We start from the raw sequence: 17,363 nt of genomic DNA, 5'->3' as shown, positions 1-17,363 counted from the left end.
TAAGTCTTTGGTTTGGAGTAGAGAAAGGGTGCTTACGCCATCCCTCTGCTCCAGACAGAAAGTGCCACGACCGCCATGGCTGACGATAGCGGGTTCTCCTTTACCTTCCCAGCCATTCGTGGTCGAAAAATCACCGCCGCGTTCGACGGCGGTCGGCTGACGTCGGACGGCGGCGTGCTACTGCTCGCACAGGCCGAGCGGCGGTTGGGGATCGCGGATCGGCTCGCCGCCTGCATCGCTGATCCGCGCGATCAGGGTCGGGTGATCCACCGGGTCGCCGACATCTTGCGCGCCCGCATGCTGGCGATCTCGTGTGGGTATGAAGACGCCGACGATCTCGACACCCTGCGGCATGATCCAGGGTTCAAGCTGGCGCTCGGCAAACTGCCGGGTGATCCGTTCGGGCTGGCCAGCCAGCCGACGATGAGCCGGTGGGAGAACGCGCCGACTACGCGCGAGTTGATCCGTCTGACCGGCACGCTGGTCGACCTCTATTGCGCGAGCTACCCCGTGCCGCCTGCGGCGGTGACGCTCGACATCGACGATACCGTCGACGTCGTACACGGCGCGCAGCAGCTCTCCTTCTGGAACGGGCACTACGGCGAGCGTTGCTTCCTGCCGATCCATGTCTACGACACCGCTACCGGGCGGCCGGTTGCGATGCTGCTGCGCACCGGCAAAACGCCGTCGGGCAAGGAAGTCGCCGGCCATGTTCGCCGGCTCGTGCGACGTATCCGTCGCCACTGGCCCGATACCCGGATCACGCTGCGCGGCGATGGTCATTACGGTCGGCCAGAGCCGATGGCCTGGTGCGAGGCGAACGGCATCGACTACATCTTCGGGCTGCCCGGCAACCGCACGCTCCACGCCGATCCCGTCATCGTCCGGGAAGGCGATGCCTGCGCGACCGACCGGGCATTGCAGGGACTGGTCGAACTACGGCGTTACGCAGAGACGCGCTACGCTGCGAAAACCTGGGGGAATACCGAACGTCGCGTCGTTGCTCGCATCGAGGCGAGCAGCCTCGGCCTCGACATCCGCCTCGTTGTCACCTCGCTTGCCGAGGGCAGCGCTGAACGGATCTATGACACGCTCTACTGCGCTCGCGGCCAGGCGGAAAACCTGATCAAGCTGCATAAAACGCAGCTGAAGAGCGACCGAACCTCCTGCTGCTCGGCCAACGCCAATCAGATGCGGCTCATCCTTCACACCGCCGCCTACTGGCTGATGTGGGCCGTGCGGCACGCTATGCCCGCAACCGCCACGCTCCGCACCGCCGAGTTCGCGACCATCCGCCTGCGGCTGCTCAAGGTCGCCGCGCGCGTCGTCGAAACCGCCAGCCGCATCCGCATCGCCTTCGCCAGCGCATACCCCGATGCCGCACTGTTCCGATCCATCGCGCTCAATCTGCGCACCGCGGGCCCATGATCGATGCGGCAGTGGCCGCCTAACGAACCCCGCCCATCAACTCCGCCCCAACCTGTGAAACCGCGATGAGACAGGCGCTTCGGACCCATGCGCCCTGCCTGCGGCTATACGACGCCTGCGCTAACCCATCGGCTGAGAAACGCTGCCGGTGAATAGATCAGGCTAGACCGTCGAGCTGCAGTGCTGACTGCAGCTCGCGACCGTGATCGGACGTGTCGATATATTCGACTCCGCGATACGTCACCGACATCACGGCGCCAGCAAAACGCCGAGGGGCAATAGAAACCCGTATCGGCTTGCCGTCAAAATTGCGTTCTATACCCTCCGGTACCGCCGATGACTGCGACCCGGGTGCATTGGCTGCGCAGACAAATGCGATCGCCCACCACGGTCTTTGCGCGATCCAGCTAGGACGGCGCGAACGACGGTCAGGCAAATCCGTACCGTGTATTGATCGTCACCTCCTTCGTCGGGGCGGAGGAAGCTCCAATTCGATAGCCGCGCGACAACACGCAGATCGTTAGGATCCGCTCAAGCGTGTGGGCCAAGGTCCCATCGATTTGGCCGGCTTCGTCCTCGAAATCCTGGTCGGTCAGTCCGAGTGTCAAGATCGGTCTGAGCGATTCGACTCGGGCGATAAACATAGTGCCCGCGAAAAAACTATATTCGAGGAGTCGGTCTGGACTGACCCCCAACACTCCGGCATATTTCGTGATCCGCTCAAGATTGGATCCAAGATAGGTGTCCATCGAAACCAAATGCCCGTCGGGACCAAGCATGCCGATCCGCGGATCGTCGCGCATTGCGGTAATCGACGCCGCAAACGTATCGCGCCCGATTACCGCATCGTACAGTTCACGGCGCCATTGTGCACCATCTGCGCGATGCAGCGACCGCTTGGTGTGAACCTTCGCGAAAAATTCTATTCCTTCACGCTCCATCTGTTCCAACACTTTTAGGAAGGGAAGAACGTCTCGTCCGCGATTGGGGAGCACCAAAAGCGTGAAGTCCTTGTCCTGATTTTGGAGGATTGTCCGAACCTCTTCCTCAACAGCAGCATTGGTTGTTACGAAATACTTGAAGGACTCCTCAATTTCCCCGCAGATGTCGACGATCTCTCGAAGTACGTCGGGATAGAAGGCGTGAATGACCACGCCAAGGCTTACGGGCTGCGGTGTCGCATCGAGCGCGGCACGTGTTGCCTCGAGATACGCATAACCATTTCGCTGGTCGGGCTCGAGATGCGCGCCTTCCGCCCACTCGTTCCACGCGTTTACAAAAATCACCCGCTCGTCTGGATTGCGGAAGCGCTTTTCAGTGTCGACCACCGCGTTATGCAACCAGCGCTGGTAGGATGCCGGCGTATTGTTGACGAACGTGATCCCATTCTCTTTGCGGCGCGCCGTGTTGTCCCAACCAGGACACACGCCGCGGAAAAGGGGGTACGAAGGCGTGCTATAGGCCTCGCTACGCTCGACGAGAATCCGCCAGTCGTAGACCTGGCCCGCATAGGTATCGACGAAAGGCAGCACAGTCTTCGTAAGATTGGGCGGCGCCGAATTGTTCGGCGGAAATTCGATAGCGGCATCCAATCCATAGACGCGGGGGTCTTCATTTTCGAACGATTGCGTATAGGCAAGAAAAATCTCACCGATGCCATTATCACGACACCATCGCCGCCACCGCGCCGCGGTCGCCTTAGGATCTGGCAAAAGGCTCGGTCGATAAATTAACACCAACGGCTTTCCGTCAATCCGGATATACCGCTTATCGCGGATGTACTTCGCCAAATCCGCAATACAGCCAAGGTCGTCCTCGGCGCTGTGGTTCTGCGCGATCAAGATCTCAGAATCGAGCCCGTCCCACCGACGTGACCAATTCTCGTTCGCCCAGCACAGACAGAAAGGGTGATCCAGCGTTGGATCGGCAAGATAATTGTCGATCGGCTTTTCCATCAAGCGGTGGCCGTCGAACCAATAATAATAGAAACAGAAGCCCTCGATGCCATAGGCTTTGGCCAATTCGATCTGCTTTAGCTGCGCAGAACGATCCAGTAGCGAATAGGTGCCGATGTCATCGTGCGGCACATGCGGCTGGTAATGGCCGAAGAAATTAGGACGAGCGGGGTTAACGTTAGTCCACTCAGTAAACCCGTCGCCCCACCAGGCATCATTTTCCTTGAACGGATGAAACTGCGGAAGATAGAACGCTATGACGCGGGCTTTCTTATCGCTCAATGGTTGGAATTGAAAGCGCTCGAGATACCGGTCCGTAATCGGAGTCCAATGCCGATACTCTTCTGCGGTTGCTATGCTGCGGTTCTCCGCATGACCCATCGTTAAGTAATGAACAAGCGGATTTGCCCCCATCTGTTCGACATCAGGATTCTCGCGCAAATAGCCAAGAGTACTAAATTTAAGCGACGGATCACGCCCGATCTTGGCTCCTACCCAGAGATAGTGGACGACGGGATCCATATTAAGCATGCCCACATCAGCATAGCTTCCAAGATACCAATCTAAATCAAACAGATCACTGGCACGTACAATTTCAACGTCATCACGTGAATAAGATATCAACGCCACAGTTTACCCCGAGAACAGAAAAAAGATCTAGAGCCGAATGTTAGTTAAAGACGCGATCCCTATGCTCACGAAGGCCATGCAAAACATAATGCTTGAAAGGGTCGATACGCTCGTTGGCAACGTCCGGATATCGTTCCGCATATGCGCGGGCATCAAAAATAGCCAACTGCTTCAACTTGCGATCACGCTGCTTTCTACGCCAGCTTGCTGGCAGCAAATACCACCAAAACGGGATTTTTAGAAAATAGACGCAAACTTTATGAAGCCATTCTTTATCAAGGAGCTCAGCTTCCCTTTGCATCAACAACGAAGACAGTTTACTGATCTCTTCAAAGCGCTCTCTCGCCTTTTGCTCATTCGCCTTCTTTTCCAACAGCAATTCAGATTCGCGCTTTCGCAAATCGAATATTTGATCGTCTCGATCTTTGACGGATTTCTTTATCTCTTCAAAGCGCGAACGTGTTTTTTGATCGTCGGCTCTCTTTTCTAACATTGCCTCAGACTCACGCCGTCGCAAATCAAAGATTTGCTTATCTCGGTCTTTCACAAGATCGGACAGGCGGGTAATTTCAACCTGTTGGCGCTCATTCTCCGGCGCAGGACTTTGAGCACTCGACTTTTCTTCGAGGCGCGCAGCGAGGTCGGCAATTTGGCGTTCGGCTAAGAGCTTGGCATCATGCGCCTTCTCAATCGTGGCCTCATATTCGATTCGTGCGCTTTGGGCAGACCTTGCACTGTCCGCTTTGAGGCCTGCCAATTCGAGTCTGAAGTTTTGAACACGCGTCGAGTGCGAACGTGCCTCCGCCTCGAGGTGGGCAACGGCAGCCGCGAGGCGGGCCACTTCTTCCTCGGACTGACGCCGTTGCCTCGAGAGTTCAAAAACCCAATCCCGTTCAGTCTCGAATTTCGCTCGCCATTGCGCGACTTGATTCTCTACTGAGGTCATACCCTCGAGCGTTTTACGATATTGCTCGACCTCTTCATCATGCTGACGCAGCCGATTTTCGGCGAAGCTTAGTTTATGGCGCAAGTCATGCAGTTCTTGGGTTATCAGCTCAAGTGCCTGATCCCGCTTTCTGAGCTCTGCATTCAACATAAGGCTATCACCCTTTGATACGGTCACGTCGTTAGCGATTGGTGCTTGCTCAGACTTACTAGACATCCGAAAACCTTCCGCCCCACCCCCAGGTGCCGACGTCACAACGTTTAAAGTGGAATCATTCGATTTTGGTGCGGATGCAGAATCCTCATCAAGTTCCGACATATCCGTCAACCTCCGGGTAGTATTGCTTTTCGGTATATTCGGACCGTGAACCATTTCACTGCCTTGCTGACTATTAATACACTGGGCGCACGTATTGTATTGAATGCAACAGGCGCACGAGACACGTTTCAAAGATACAAATTTCAAGATTCGGTTTGAGTGCGTATTGTGGCCTCCACGGCGGTCGGGTGCAATCGCCATAGCGCCATCGGGATCACTCCATAATCACGAAAACCTGAGATGGTGGGCACTGGTAGCTAGCAGATTTGGACGAAAACAAAGGAATCGAAACAGATCGCGCTCACCCCCTCGCCCTCAGCGGTTAGCCATCGAGAAAGATCATCGCCGATCGATTGCCGACGGCGGCGACACTGTCAACCACGACCCGACGCGCGTACGACCGCACAAAGAATAGCATTCAGCCGCCGCGCGAACTCCCGATCCGATCGCGCACGTAACGCAGCAGCATTTGCGACCGTCGTGACAGTGCGTTGCGGCCTCCCCCCAGAGCGCGCAATAGTGTCGTGAGGTCGTGATGGACGGCGGACCGCTCATCGAGGGTCAGATACGTCTGCCAGAATCGTTCAAGCCCTGCAGCGCGCGGCATATTGTAGACCCCATGATAGCCAAAGCTTGCGGCAAGGTCGCCTCGGCGCTCGGTCGCAAAGCAGTCGGCGAGAGCGCGAGGGGCGAAGCGGAAACCGCACGTTTCGAGCCAGGCGCGGTTGTGACGGCCGATGGCAACATCTTCGGGATGAACAGGTCTGAATTCCGGCGCTTGGCAGGCTTTGAGAAGCGCCCGACTGCGCAGCGAAAAGCCGCCATTGCCAACATCATGACCGTCATCAAATTGCGGCCAACTCGCGCCGATATAGTCGTAATCGAGAAACTGCGGAAGCCAGCGGCGGTGGTCTAGGACATAGCCGTCCCATTGCACGATCAAGCAATGCGACGTGGCGACATGGTCTGCAAGGTCATGGAGCAAGAAATCGGAATATGCCGAGGAGGATGTGATCTTATCGATAGGAAAGACCTTTATGCCGGCCACGAGGTCATACGGCAAACCATCGAGATCCGCATCGGTGAAGAGCATGCAGTCTGCAAAGGTGATTTGCGCCATGCAATCCTGCATTGCCTGTATCGTCGCCGTAACGTTGACGGAGGTGACGGCACACAAAGTTACTTGCGGCAAAAACAGTCGGTCCACCTCGTGGAGCCGACGTTTCTCTGGAGCCAGATTCATACGTCGGTTCACAGGTTAAGCGCGAAGCGTTCGCTGAACGGACTGAGGTTTGGATGAAAGAACGGATCAAGCGGTTTGCCGTCGACCCATAATCGCCGGAGTGCCGCGAACTCCCCGGCGAAACGGCGCGCACCGATCGGATCGCGATCGAGACCGCGCGACACGGATTCGTGGTGCACAAGCATGGCTCGCGGTTCGTAGAGCGATTGCCATCCGCGACGTTTGAGACGCATGCACAAATCCACATCGTTAAAGGCGACAGCAAAATTTTCTTCGTCAAGCCCGCCGACCGCATGGAAACGGGAACGTTGCACCACCAAGCAAGCTGCCGTTACTGCCGATACGAATTGCGGCACGGCATGCCGAGAGAAATACCCAACGTCGTCCGGATATAGGAAGCGGTGCGAATGGCCGGCACCACCGCCTATGCCCAACGTCACCCCGGCATGCTGGATCCGTCCATCCGGGTAGAGGAGCTGCGCGCCGACCGCACCGACCTCGGGGCGCAACGCCTGTCGCACCATCGTTTTCAACCAGCCTGGGGCCCGGACCTCGATGTCGTTATTGAGCAGGCATAAGACGTCCCCCCGCGCGCTCTGCGCGGCAAGGTTGTTAATCGCGGAAAAATTGAAAGCTCCCACATATCGCTCTACACGGTAGCGGGGCGCGGGGAGTGCTGCGAGATACGCCAATGTAGCCGGATCATCGCTATCGTTATCGACGACAATGATTTCGAGATTCGGATAGTCCGTTTGCTCCAGCCCCTGCAAACAGGTGTGTAGAAGGTCGATCCTGTTCCGCGTGGGCACGATTACGCTCACAGAAGGTGTTTCGGCGTGCCCCGTATCGAACGACGCCGGAATCGTAGGGCTCGGCCGCGAGAGCCGATGGTGCAAGACGTACGGAAGATGACGAGGTACAGTGGCGGATGCGGCCGCGATCGAGGCGGTGAGATGAGGAACCCAGAGGGGGCCGCTATTGTTCTCGAGATCTTGCTCAGTCGCGCATACGATGCACGCCCCACTGAGATAATCGAAATGATTGAATAGCTCAGCATTCCAATCCGGCTTGAGATGCGGAGACGTCCGCCGGCGACGATCATCGTAGAGGTCGTCATCAGCATAGATGACGCGGCTATCCGCCGCACCGATCGCTCGGCGGTACGCATCGCCAGCGGCCGGTGCCACCACGTCGCCGGCAGGTATCGGCAGGAGCCAGACGGCCTCGCCCCAATCTATCCGTCTCGCGACGGCGCCAAGGTCCGGAATGCGCGAAGTCCCTACGACGAAAGCTGCTATTCCCTCGGTGGACAAGCTATCAAGCGTTCGCTGCACAGCGCCACGTGCCGAAGCCGATTGATCCCCTGACGCATCAACCAGCGCGATGATACGTCGGAAGCAATCCGTATACGCGTCGATGCGCGGTTCGCTTTCCAGCCAAAGCGAATAGGCCCGCGGCGACTTCATGAGCAATGGTGCGAACTGAGATCGTGCCCGTAAACGTTTGCCAAGCAAACGCCACCACAAGGCGGTCATATAAGCCCGTGGCGCACGGCGGCCGGCGTCGAAATGCACCCATAGGGTAAGCCAGATCCTTCGGACCGTTGCTACGCCGCCCCATTTCCGGAGGTCCTGCTCAAACGAGCTATTATTCATCATCCGGGCCGTTTAGTCGGCTAGCGCAGGCAGGCAAGGTTGCTCTTCGCGGAAGGACCGATCGGCGACATGAGTATATGCGCGGGATGGCGGCTGAAAGCACATTAAGCAGCTATCAATACCGGTAAACAATCTTTCGCGTGATCGAATTCCGCCAAGGCGTTCTGGTGACGCGGCCTGCGACGTGGTCAAGCGAGCCTCATGAAATTGGAGCGCTTGCGCCATTCATGGGTTCGAAAGTACTGGGCAAGTGTCGGTCCGGAAACCTTATTGTGCCGCATCTGGTCAATCCGCATCAGCACCTCGTGAAGCGCAAGTCTCATCGACAGCACCGTGGATTGGGGTTCAAGGCGGTTGCGGCATTGATCGGCTGCATCGAGCAATCGACCGTCTTGGTCCCAGTGCGCTAGACTGGACCCGTTACCGCAAACATGGCGCCAGCAATATGACTATATCGATCAGTCCGCCTCTTTTGCTCACGCGCACATCGCTGATACTAGATCTGTACATCTAGCATCAGCGATGGTTCCACTCAGGCTTCGTTCAAGATACCCCGCAAATAGCGCCCGTAATCCGACTTTCCAAGCTTTGCGATCGCGCGCTCCATGCCGCTTGCGTCGATAAACCCTTCACGAAATGCGATTTCTTCAGGGCTCGCGATTTTGAAACCTTGGCGCTTTTCAAGAATACGCACATACTCTGCGGCATCTAGCAGGCTGTCTGGGGTTCCGGTATCGAGCCAAGCATAGCCACGCCCCATGATTTCCACCGACAGCTCGCCACGTTCGAGGTACACACGGTTGACATCCGTTATTTCCAACTCACCGCGCGGCGATGGCGTCATATTGGCAGCGATATCGACGACTTTCTCGTCGTAGAAATACAGACCGGTGACAGCCCAGTTCGATTGCGCCTTTTCGGGCTTTTCCTCGATCGACAGCGCGGTCATCTTTTCATCGAAGGAGACGACACCGTACCGCTCCGGGTCTGTCACGTGGTAAGCGAAGACGCTTGCGCCGCTCTTGCGCGCACGAGCGTTGCTGAGCAATTCGGTCATGCCGTGGCCATAGAAGATATTGTCGCCCAGGATCAGCACCGATTGCTGACCAGCGACAAAATCGGCGCCGATAATATAGGCTTGGGCCAAGCCGTCAGGGCTGGCCTGAACCGCATATTCCAGGGACATACCCCACTGCGAACCATCTCCGAGCAACGCCTGGAACGATGGAATATCCCGTGGCGTCGAGATGATCAAAACTTCCCGTATTCCCGCCAGCATCAAGGTGCTTAGCGGATAATAGATCATCGGCTTGTCATAGACCGCCATCAACTGCTTCGATGTAGCAAGCGTCATAGGATATAGCCGGCTGCCGCTGCCCCCAGCTAAGATGATACCTTTCATGAGTCTTCTTCCTCGTCTGAAGCGTGGTTAAACGATAGCCGGATGGAGACGGGCAACCACTGTTTCCAGCGCTTCCTGCCAATTCGGCAAAGCCACACCATGCACATCTGCTATCAAGCTACAGTCCAGCCTGGAGTTGGCAGGTCGTTTAGCGGGAGTCGGGTAATCGGCCGTCGTGATCCGCAAAACGCGGGCGGACGGACCTCCCCGCGCAGACGACGCTTTAAAAATGCCCTCTGCGAAATCAGCCCAGCTGGCTTCGCCGGCTGCCGTCATATGAAAAATACCACGAAGCGCAGGATTACGATCGGCGACGAGATTGGCCGCAACACGCAATATCCCATCAGCAATATCGAGCGCACTGGTCGGATTGCCGATTTGATCAGCGACAACCGACACTTCCTCGCGGTCGCCTGCGACCCGGAGCATCGTTTTGACGAAATTGGCGCCGAACGGACTATAGACCCATGCCACGCGTAAGATGGCGCTATTGTCAGGATGCGACGCCAATACCGCAGTTTCGCCATCGAGCTTCGATGCGCCATAGATGCCGGTGGGCCCGGTCGCGTCACTCTCACGATAAGGACGATCGAGCGCGCCATCGAACACATAGTCCGTCGAAATATGCACTAGGGGCACATCGAGCGCCTTGGCGGCCGCGGCGACGGCACCTGCACCGATACCATTGACGGCATAAGCAAGATCAGGCTCAGTCTCGGCCTTGTCGACTGCCGTATACGCGGCCGCCGAGATCACGACATCAGGCGCCGCCGCCTGAACGGCGCGCGCAACAGATTCGGGATCGACAAGGTCAAGCTCAGGACGCGCCAATACGACGATCTCATGCCCGGCCGTGGTGCCGCGCTCGATCAGGCTAGTGACGACCTGTCCGACGCGCCCGGTGATGGCGATTTTCATGCAGCAACCGGCGCAGCGGACAACCCCAGGCGCTCGCCATCGTATTGATCCCGCAGCGGCTGCCACCACCATGCATTGTCCAGATACCAGCGGACCGTCTTTTCGATCCCGGTCTCGAACGTCTCTTCCGCGCGCCAGCCAAGTTCTTCCTCAAGCTTGGTGGCATCGATCGCATAGCGGGCATCATGCCCCGGACGATCGGTGACGAACTCGATCAACTCTTCGCGCGGGGTCGTACCGGGACGAAGGTCGTCGAGCACACTGCAGATGCGGCGCACGACGTCAATGTTGCGGCGTTCATTGCGCCCGCCGACATTATAGGTTTCGCCTACCCGCCCTTTTTCGATGATGATGTCCAGTGCGCGGGCATGGTCGTCGACGAAGAGCCAGTCGCGCACATTCTCGCCCTTGCCGTAGACCGGCAGCGGACGACCGGCGAGCGCGTTGAGGATCGTCAGCGGAATCAGCTTCTCAGGGAAATGGTACGGACCGTAATTGTTTGAGCAGTTCGAAACCACGATCGGAAGGCCGTAGGTTCGCTCCCACGCTTTGGCGAGATGGTCCGACGCAGCCTTTGAAGCCGAATATGGCGAGCTTGGGTCATACGGCGTGGTTTCGGTAAAGAGACCTTCATCTCCCAACGACCCGTAGACTTCATCGGTCGAAACGTGGAGAAAACGGAAGTCCGCCTTGGCCTGGCTTACAAGGCCGTTCCAATAGCTGCGCGCAGCCTCCAACAGCGTGAAAGTCCCAACCACGTTGGTCTGTACGAAATCGGCAGCGCCCGTGATCGAGCGATCGACATGGCTCTCGGCTGCGAGATGCATGATCCGATCGGGCCGGAAATCGGCAATCGCCTGGATCATCGCAGCACTATCGCAGATATTGGCCTTGAGGAAGCGATGGTTGGGGCTATCGGCCACCGCCCGTAAAGAAGCCTCGCAACCCGCATAGGTCAGAGCGTCGATCGTAAGGACCTCATAACCCTTGGTCAGGACAAGATAGCGTACTAGCGCAGATCCAATAAATCCGGCGCCGCCGGTAACAATAACACGCATGAGCTTACTTGCTCCCATCGAAGTTGGACCACGAAAAATATGGCGGAAGGTCCTGCAATCGCGGCTGCTTGAGATCCTTTGGCGACAGTGTCTCAGCGTTGGCGACGTCGGGCCAGGTTATCCGGATGGTCGGGTCATCCCACGCAAGTCCCTTGTCGCATTCGGCGTTATAATATCCGGTAACTTTGTAGCAGATCACCGTGTCGGGAAGCATCGAGCAAAAACCATGTGCGAAGCCGGGCGGAACCCAAAGCTGATTGCCGTTTTCGGGGGTAAGCATCTCGCCAACCCATTGCCCGTAGGTCGGCGAACCGCTGCGGATATCGACCGCTACGTCGAACAGTGCGCCCGCCGTGCAGCGCACCAATTTCCCTTGGGCGTGCGGATCGCTTTGAAAATGCAAACCGCGGATCGTGCCTGCGCGGGCACTAAGCGACTCATTGTCCTGAACGAAGGCATAGTCCCCGCAATGGCGAGCAAAAACATCGGCACGGAACGTCTCGGCGAAATACCCACGCTCATCCCCAATGTGACGGGGAATCAATATCTTAACGCCATCAATAGGAAATTCTCGAACGTCCATGACTCTTCCTTGGGTGAAACGAAGGCGGTGTGCGCTTCTTAGTTTCGGCTGTTCTGGACCGTTTGAACCGCGCTCGTCACGGTCAGGATCGGCGAGAAGAGCTGACTAACAAGTTGAACGACCTTGCTTGGCTGGTTAGCACTGGCATTGCCAAAGTACAGCACATCTCCATCTTGCATCACGAAGCGCTGTGCCATGAAATACGCCCCAGTCTTCATCATGTTGAGATGATAGACGACAGGTTTTTCACTGCCGTCGTCCGCGCGCGTGAACCGGAAAAGGAAAATCGCCGCCGGATCACCGATCGAAGGATTGACGCCGCCAGCGGATGCAACAGCTTGCGCAAGAGAGATCGACGATTGATTAAACGGCAATTGGTCAACACGCCCCGAGGCCCCCATGACCGAGTAGCTTCGCGGACTGCTGATGAGCGTTAGCTTGTCACCAGGATAAGCGAAGACGTCCAAGCCGGGATTCGCGACCAGCGTCCCGAAGCGAATATCAATTGCCTCGTTCCGTCGGATCAACCGGAGAACCAAATCCTTCGCGCTCCCGCGATAACCGCCGGCCAACGCAACGACGTCGCTCAGCGATTCGCGATTGGTCTGAAGCACCAAGCGACCTGGGCGCGCGACTTCGCCCCCGACAATGACGGTGTTCGTGACCATCTCCCGCATGCTCACCACAACCTGCGGATTCTGCGACAAGCCACGCAACGAGCGACGGACCAACGATTCGACTTCACTCACGGTGCGGCCGGCCACCTTAAGTTTGCCTGCATAAGGAATGAAAATGAGTCCATCGTCGCTGACCCGCGTCGGAGGAAGCTTCTGGACCTTTACACCGGCATCCGGCTGGCCACCCTCGCCCGACGAACCACTAGATCCCCCGCCTGAAAACAACGGAACGCCGGCCTCGTAAATATTGATATCCAGCACATCCCCCGGCCCGACCAGGTCGGTCGGCGGCGGCACGGTGCCCCGCAGCTTTTCAAGACCAGCATCGTCGACCTTTTGCGCCCCTGGGACATCGGCCGCGTTCGTGAGTTCGATGATAGGGATGGGCGCGCCCTCCGCAGCGACCGCCGCGGATTTGACGATCTGCTTTCCGGTCGGGCCACTCGATGGCAGCGAAGCGCATCCGGCCAATCCGGCAAACAAAATAAGACACGCAGATTTCTGGATTGCCATTATAAAATCTCAAATTTGACAGAGGCTGCCGGTCCAGCGCGTAATGCCATAACGGAAGGGCTCAGACAGAGGAACTGCTCATTTCGGGCAGTCCCTCCTCACCTCGTTGAGTAGCTCACGCCAAAGACAGCGGCTAGATCGACCGAGTTGCCTCGGAAGATCCGCTAGAGAAAAGAGTCTTTGTGCCGAGGCGACCGGTGCATGACCTCGATAGTGTCATGCGCCGCAAATCGCCGGTCGAACAGTTCATCTTGAGCCCAAGGCGCTTCAGCCGGGAGTGAGCTGGTCGGATCGAAAAACGCGTACGCGTGATAGACCGGACACCCTTCAGGAACCGTGTGCATCACGATCGAATTTCGCGTTCGCGTTGGCTCTGCGATGAAGCCTCCCCCGTGGGGAAGTTGTGGATGCCAGATCAGCACATCGCCACGCTTCATCGGTACGTGACGCGACGACAGACCACGGCGCTCGCATTCCGCGAGCATATCACCCTGATATTTGTCGAAGAGTTGATTGTTGATCGAGCCTATTTCCGAATTTTCAGCAGCGCTCCGCGCGAAAGCCAGGCGGTCCAACTCTGGAACCAGGTGACCGCCCGCAATCACTTCGAGACACCCATTGCCAGGGTCAGCGTCTTCCAACGCAAACCACGTTCCGAAGTAACAATATTCAGGCCGAGTCGTGAAATAAGGCGTATCCCGATGCAACGTTTGTCCAGAGCCCTTCTCGAAATATAGCGATGTATAGATACTCGTCCGCGCGCCAAATAATGCATCCTGAAATGCCAAAACCGGCCGCGCACTGGCAAACATCTCGACCAACACCGGTAACGTCAGATGAATATTGATGACGCGCTCAAGATAACCAAAATCGTTTCGGAATTGGTCGAAATAGTCGCTGTTTCGTGAACATAGCGACCGGAATTCCGAAGTCACACGATCGCACAGATCCGGAGACACCGCATTTTCGAAGACAATGTAGCCATCCCGCATGAAACGATCTGCCTGTTCCCTCACATCGTCGGGCAAGGCTAGGTATCGTTCGTCGTCTTTATAATCGTAAGACATAAACCATGGAACTTGATTATCCAGATTTATGTCATCTGCGAGATAGCGCGGCGGACTTTGGGGGGTTCCTGACAAGCCATCGACGCCTTTTTCTTGACTGAAAAGGGCGCGCCGCAATGTCTCCACGATCTTCGAGCTCAATTTATCGACCCTTCCGTCAGAATTTAGAGACTATCGTATACCGATATTCCGAGTTCCACGTCGCTATACTCTACAGCACGCGTTTCATGGATAAGAACAGCTCGGTTACAATATTGCCGCACGACGTCCATGCTATGAGACGCAAGAATCATAGATCGATCGCTTCTACGCTCAAAAAGCTCGTAATGACATTTACGCTGGAAATTCTGATCACCGACCAAGATGATTTCGTCAATCAGATAGCAGTCAAATTCGATGGCAAGTGACAATGCAAAGGCAAGGCGAGCTCGCATACCCGACGAATAGGTTTTGACCGGCATCTTCAGCTGCCGCCCGAGCTCAGTAAAGCTCTCTACAAAATCTTTAATCTCGCGATAGTCCCGATTGTAAATGCGGGCGATAAAGCGCGCATTGTCAAAACCGGTCAGACTTCCTTGAAACCCTCCAGCAAAGCCGAGCGGCCACGAGACAGACATCTTTCGCGAAATATGCCCCGACGACGGCATCTCCACTCCGCCGATCAGCTTGATAAGCGTACTTTTGCCAGCACCGTTACGCCCCATCAACGCGATACGCTCACCACGGCCAACCGACAGGTTGACGTTTTGCAGGACGTGCTTCTTGCCTGACCCGACAGGGTAGCTCTTACCCAAATTGACGCACGTGATCATTCGACAGCCAACTCTTTTCGTACGTGACGGCAGAGTGCGAGGCCGATCGCGGTCAGTACGACTGTGCAGGCGATGGGATTCCAAGGGTTGTAATATGCCGTCAAATCGTCGCCCCACAGGCCCTTCCGCATCATCTCCATCGCGTTGACGAAGGGAGACCAGAGAAGATACTCGCGGAAGGTAGGCGTCAACCACGACGCCATCGTGAAGAGACCCGAGAACGGGATCATGATGTACGTGACGACCGGCATGAACTTCTCGAGCACCTCAGACATTTCCGAAAGGGGTGCGACGACAAAACATATCGACAAAGTGAAAATCGAATACAGTGACCAACCAGCGACAAATAGTCCAATATCCTGCGGGATCGGAAACAAATCAAACTGAATCAGAACTATGCCTATGAAGAGAAACGCCATCATCCCGCCGAGCATTTCGATAAGAAAGCGAACCAAGATAAAATCGATCACCTTGATTTGCTGATGGTAAAGCAAACTACCATTGACTAGGAAAATGCTGATGCTTCGGGAAACGCCATGCCGAAAAAGGGTAATCGGAATGTAGCCCGAGACGACGAACGCGACGATCCCGATCCCGTGTTCTTCCGGCCCTTTCAAGAAGCGCCAGATCAGCGCGACGAGACCCGCAAAGAGCAGGGGCTCGACCATGATCCACAAAAATCCGATATTTTCGCGGCCATAGCGTGTGTGCAGTTCTCGGATCATGAGCGCGTGGATCACGCGAACTTGCGTTCCCCAGCCTCTCCGAAATCGGCGCAGATCTAGATTGGCCACGGTCACTCTTCCGGCGCGTGTTCGAGGATGCCGACGATAACCATCCATCCGATAAAATAAAGGAACGTCGCTGCAGCCGCTACGACGATGATGTCGATAAGCCGGCGCGGCAACAACGGCATGTCAGGCAAATTAGGGTCCACGACGTGCTCGAGATAGAACTGCTGGCGCTGCCCTTCATTGCGCGCCTGGACCAGCGCCGCGCTCGCGACATTGAGGTTTTCGGTCGCAAACTCCTGTTCGACCTGCAGGTTTTCATAGCCACCAAGCTTCGACGAGATGCTGCCGCCCGCACCGACGACACGACCATTTTGCGAGGCAATCTGCGCCGAGATTGCCGCGATTCTGCTGCGGATCGCGGGGATCGAGGGATTGGAGGGAGCTGAGCGCTGGATAGATGCCAATTGCGCTGCCAACGACGCCCGTTCGGCGACCATCTTATTCGAGATCTCCAGAACCCCAGTGGCCTGCTTGGTCGGATCGATGATATCTTGCGAATTCCGGAACTGGGCGAGGGCTGCACGTGCCTCCTTCGTCCGCTCCATGGCAATCGCCACCTGTTTTTGCGCCTCGGAAATCCCACGCGTTTGCGCCCGGGTATTTAGCCGATTAACCATCCCCTCACTCAACTCGAGGAGCTTCTTGTTTATCTCGTAAGCATCTCGTGCCGAGTAGGCCTTGATCGTCAGAATCGCGGTGCCCGTCTCGCCGTCGAGCTTGGCGCTGACCATATTGGTATAATAGCGATACAGGTCCTCGAAGGTATTCCCTGACCCGAGATGCGGGAAGCGCGAAATGAAATCGATCCCCGGCGCAGAGTACCTCTGCCGCAAACCTGGGTCGCGTTCCAACGCCGCGACCGCATTGCGCGACCGCACAAATTCAAGGATTTCGTTTGCTTGCTCTTGCCCAGCAGAGAGGCCGGTCGTCTGAATTAAATTCGCGAGCGTCGAAAGCTGCGGGCGCTTTTGATCAGCACTCTTTACAACAAAACGCGCTTCCGAAATATAGACATCAGATGCTATAAATAGATAATAGATCGCCGCCAAGATTGTTGGCAAAATTACGAATACAAAGAACCATTTCCTCTTTTTTATCAACGCAGATACTCTGCTTTGACTGGTTGCCTTTGTAGGCTCGAAGCGGAGCGAATTTTCAACGTCCATAATTATCTACAAGATACCTTGAAAGGAAGAAATGGCGTCACAGGCTTGCGCTAGGCGAACACGGCTTGTGATGCAAGACCTGGCAGCGGTATGCCGCTGTCCCGTCCAAGCGCGGGTAGCGAATACGGAGTTCGAGCGCTACTCTAACTACCGTTTTTTGGCAAACGGGTCGTGCCCGGCGAGACAAAGCCGTACGAC

General features: G+C 56.4%; 15 protein-coding genes. 1 reads left to right on the top strand and 14 read right to left on the bottom strand.

What is annotated here, in order from left to right; translation table 11 throughout:
• Positions 1-75: 75 nt before the first annotated feature.
• Positions 76-1,428: an IS1380 family transposase gene (locus tag ACVWYO_RS10115; protein WP_457348490.1), complete on the top strand. Its 1,353-nt coding sequence runs from the start codon at positions 76-78 to the stop codon at positions 1,426-1,428.
• 428 nt (positions 1,429-1,856) lie between these two features.
• Here the strand turns inward: ACVWYO_RS10115 and ACVWYO_RS10110 are convergent, their stop codons facing one another.
• The 14 genes from ACVWYO_RS10110 to ACVWYO_RS10045 form a co-directional block, all read right to left on the bottom strand.
• Positions 1,857-4,013: a glycoside hydrolase family 99-like domain-containing protein gene (locus ACVWYO_RS10110; protein ID WP_457350442.1), complete on the bottom strand. Its 2,157-nt coding sequence runs from the start codon at positions 4,011-4,013 to the stop codon at positions 1,857-1,859.
• Positions 4,014-4,053: 40 nt separating this feature from the next.
• Positions 4,054-5,277 (bottom strand): hypothetical protein, encoded by a 1,224-nt coding sequence (locus ACVWYO_RS10105; protein WP_457350440.1) that lies wholly within the window; start codon positions 5,275-5,277, stop codon positions 4,054-4,056.
• A gap of 418 nt (positions 5,278-5,695) precedes the next feature.
• A complete protein-coding gene (locus ACVWYO_RS10100) occupies positions 5,696-6,397 on the bottom strand; it encodes a DUF5672 family protein (protein ID WP_457350438.1) in 702 nt (233 codons plus the stop codon).
• A gap of 131 nt (positions 6,398-6,528) precedes the next feature.
• On the bottom strand, positions 6,529-8,094 hold the full coding sequence (locus tag ACVWYO_RS10095; RefSeq protein WP_457350436.1) for a glycosyltransferase family 2 protein: 1,566 nt from the start codon (positions 8,092-8,094) through the stop codon (positions 6,529-6,531).
• Positions 8,095-8,363: 269 nt separating this feature from the next.
• Positions 8,364-8,558, bottom strand: coding sequence for a hypothetical protein (locus ACVWYO_RS10090; protein ID WP_457350434.1), 195 nt, complete (start codon positions 8,556-8,558; stop codon positions 8,364-8,366).
• A 149-nt stretch (positions 8,559-8,707) separates the two neighbouring features.
• The gene (rfbA, locus tag ACVWYO_RS10085; RefSeq protein WP_457350432.1) at positions 8,708-9,577 is read right to left on the bottom strand and encodes a glucose-1-phosphate thymidylyltransferase RfbA; all 870 of its coding nucleotides are present in this window, start codon (positions 9,575-9,577) and stop codon (positions 8,708-8,710) included.
• 27 nt (positions 9,578-9,604) lie between these two features.
• Entirely contained in the window at positions 9,605-10,495 is an 891-nt protein-coding gene (gene rfbD / locus ACVWYO_RS10080; protein WP_457350430.1) for a dTDP-4-dehydrorhamnose reductase, read from the bottom strand.
• The gene (gene rfbB / locus ACVWYO_RS10075; RefSeq protein WP_457350428.1) at positions 10,492-11,553 is read right to left on the bottom strand and encodes a dTDP-glucose 4,6-dehydratase; all 1,062 of its coding nucleotides are present in this window, start codon (positions 11,551-11,553) and stop codon (positions 10,492-10,494) included. Before rfbB ends, rfbD begins: the two co-directional genes overlap by 4 nt.
• Positions 11,554-11,557: 4 nt before the next feature.
• Positions 11,558-12,136, bottom strand: coding sequence for a dTDP-4-dehydrorhamnose 3,5-epimerase (gene rfbC / locus ACVWYO_RS10070; protein ID WP_457350426.1), 579 nt, complete (start codon positions 12,134-12,136; stop codon positions 11,558-11,560).
• Positions 12,137-12,174: 38 nt separating this feature from the next.
• Positions 12,175-13,326, bottom strand: a complete 1,152-nt coding sequence (locus tag ACVWYO_RS10065) for a polysaccharide biosynthesis/export family protein (protein ID WP_457350424.1) — start codon at positions 13,324-13,326, stop codon at positions 12,175-12,177.
• Between the two features lie 164 nt (positions 13,327-13,490).
• The gene (locus ACVWYO_RS10060) at positions 13,491-14,534 is read right to left on the bottom strand and encodes a phytanoyl-CoA dioxygenase family protein (RefSeq protein WP_457350422.1); all 1,044 of its coding nucleotides are present in this window, start codon (positions 14,532-14,534) and stop codon (positions 13,491-13,493) included.
• A gap of 23 nt (positions 14,535-14,557) precedes the next feature.
• Positions 14,558-15,205 carry an ABC transporter ATP-binding protein gene (locus ACVWYO_RS10055; RefSeq protein WP_457350420.1) on the bottom strand — a complete coding sequence of 216 codons (648 nt, stop codon included), beginning with the start codon at positions 15,203-15,205 and terminating at the stop codon, positions 14,558-14,560.
• Positions 15,202-15,930, bottom strand: coding sequence for an ABC transporter permease (locus ACVWYO_RS10050; protein ID WP_457354933.1), 729 nt, complete (start codon positions 15,928-15,930; stop codon positions 15,202-15,204). Before ACVWYO_RS10050 ends, ACVWYO_RS10055 begins: the two co-directional genes overlap by 4 nt.
• 71 nt (positions 15,931-16,001) lie before the next feature.
• Positions 16,002-17,165, bottom strand: coding sequence for a Wzz/FepE/Etk N-terminal domain-containing protein (locus ACVWYO_RS10045; protein ID WP_457350418.1), 1,164 nt, complete (start codon positions 17,163-17,165; stop codon positions 16,002-16,004).
• Positions 17,166-17,363 lie beyond the last annotated feature (198 nt).

The organism is Sphingomonas sp. UYP23 (genome assembly GCF_054059235.1).
The sequence above is the reverse complement of the archived record's forward strand: the minus strand, read 5'-3'. Positions and strand labels throughout refer to the sequence as shown.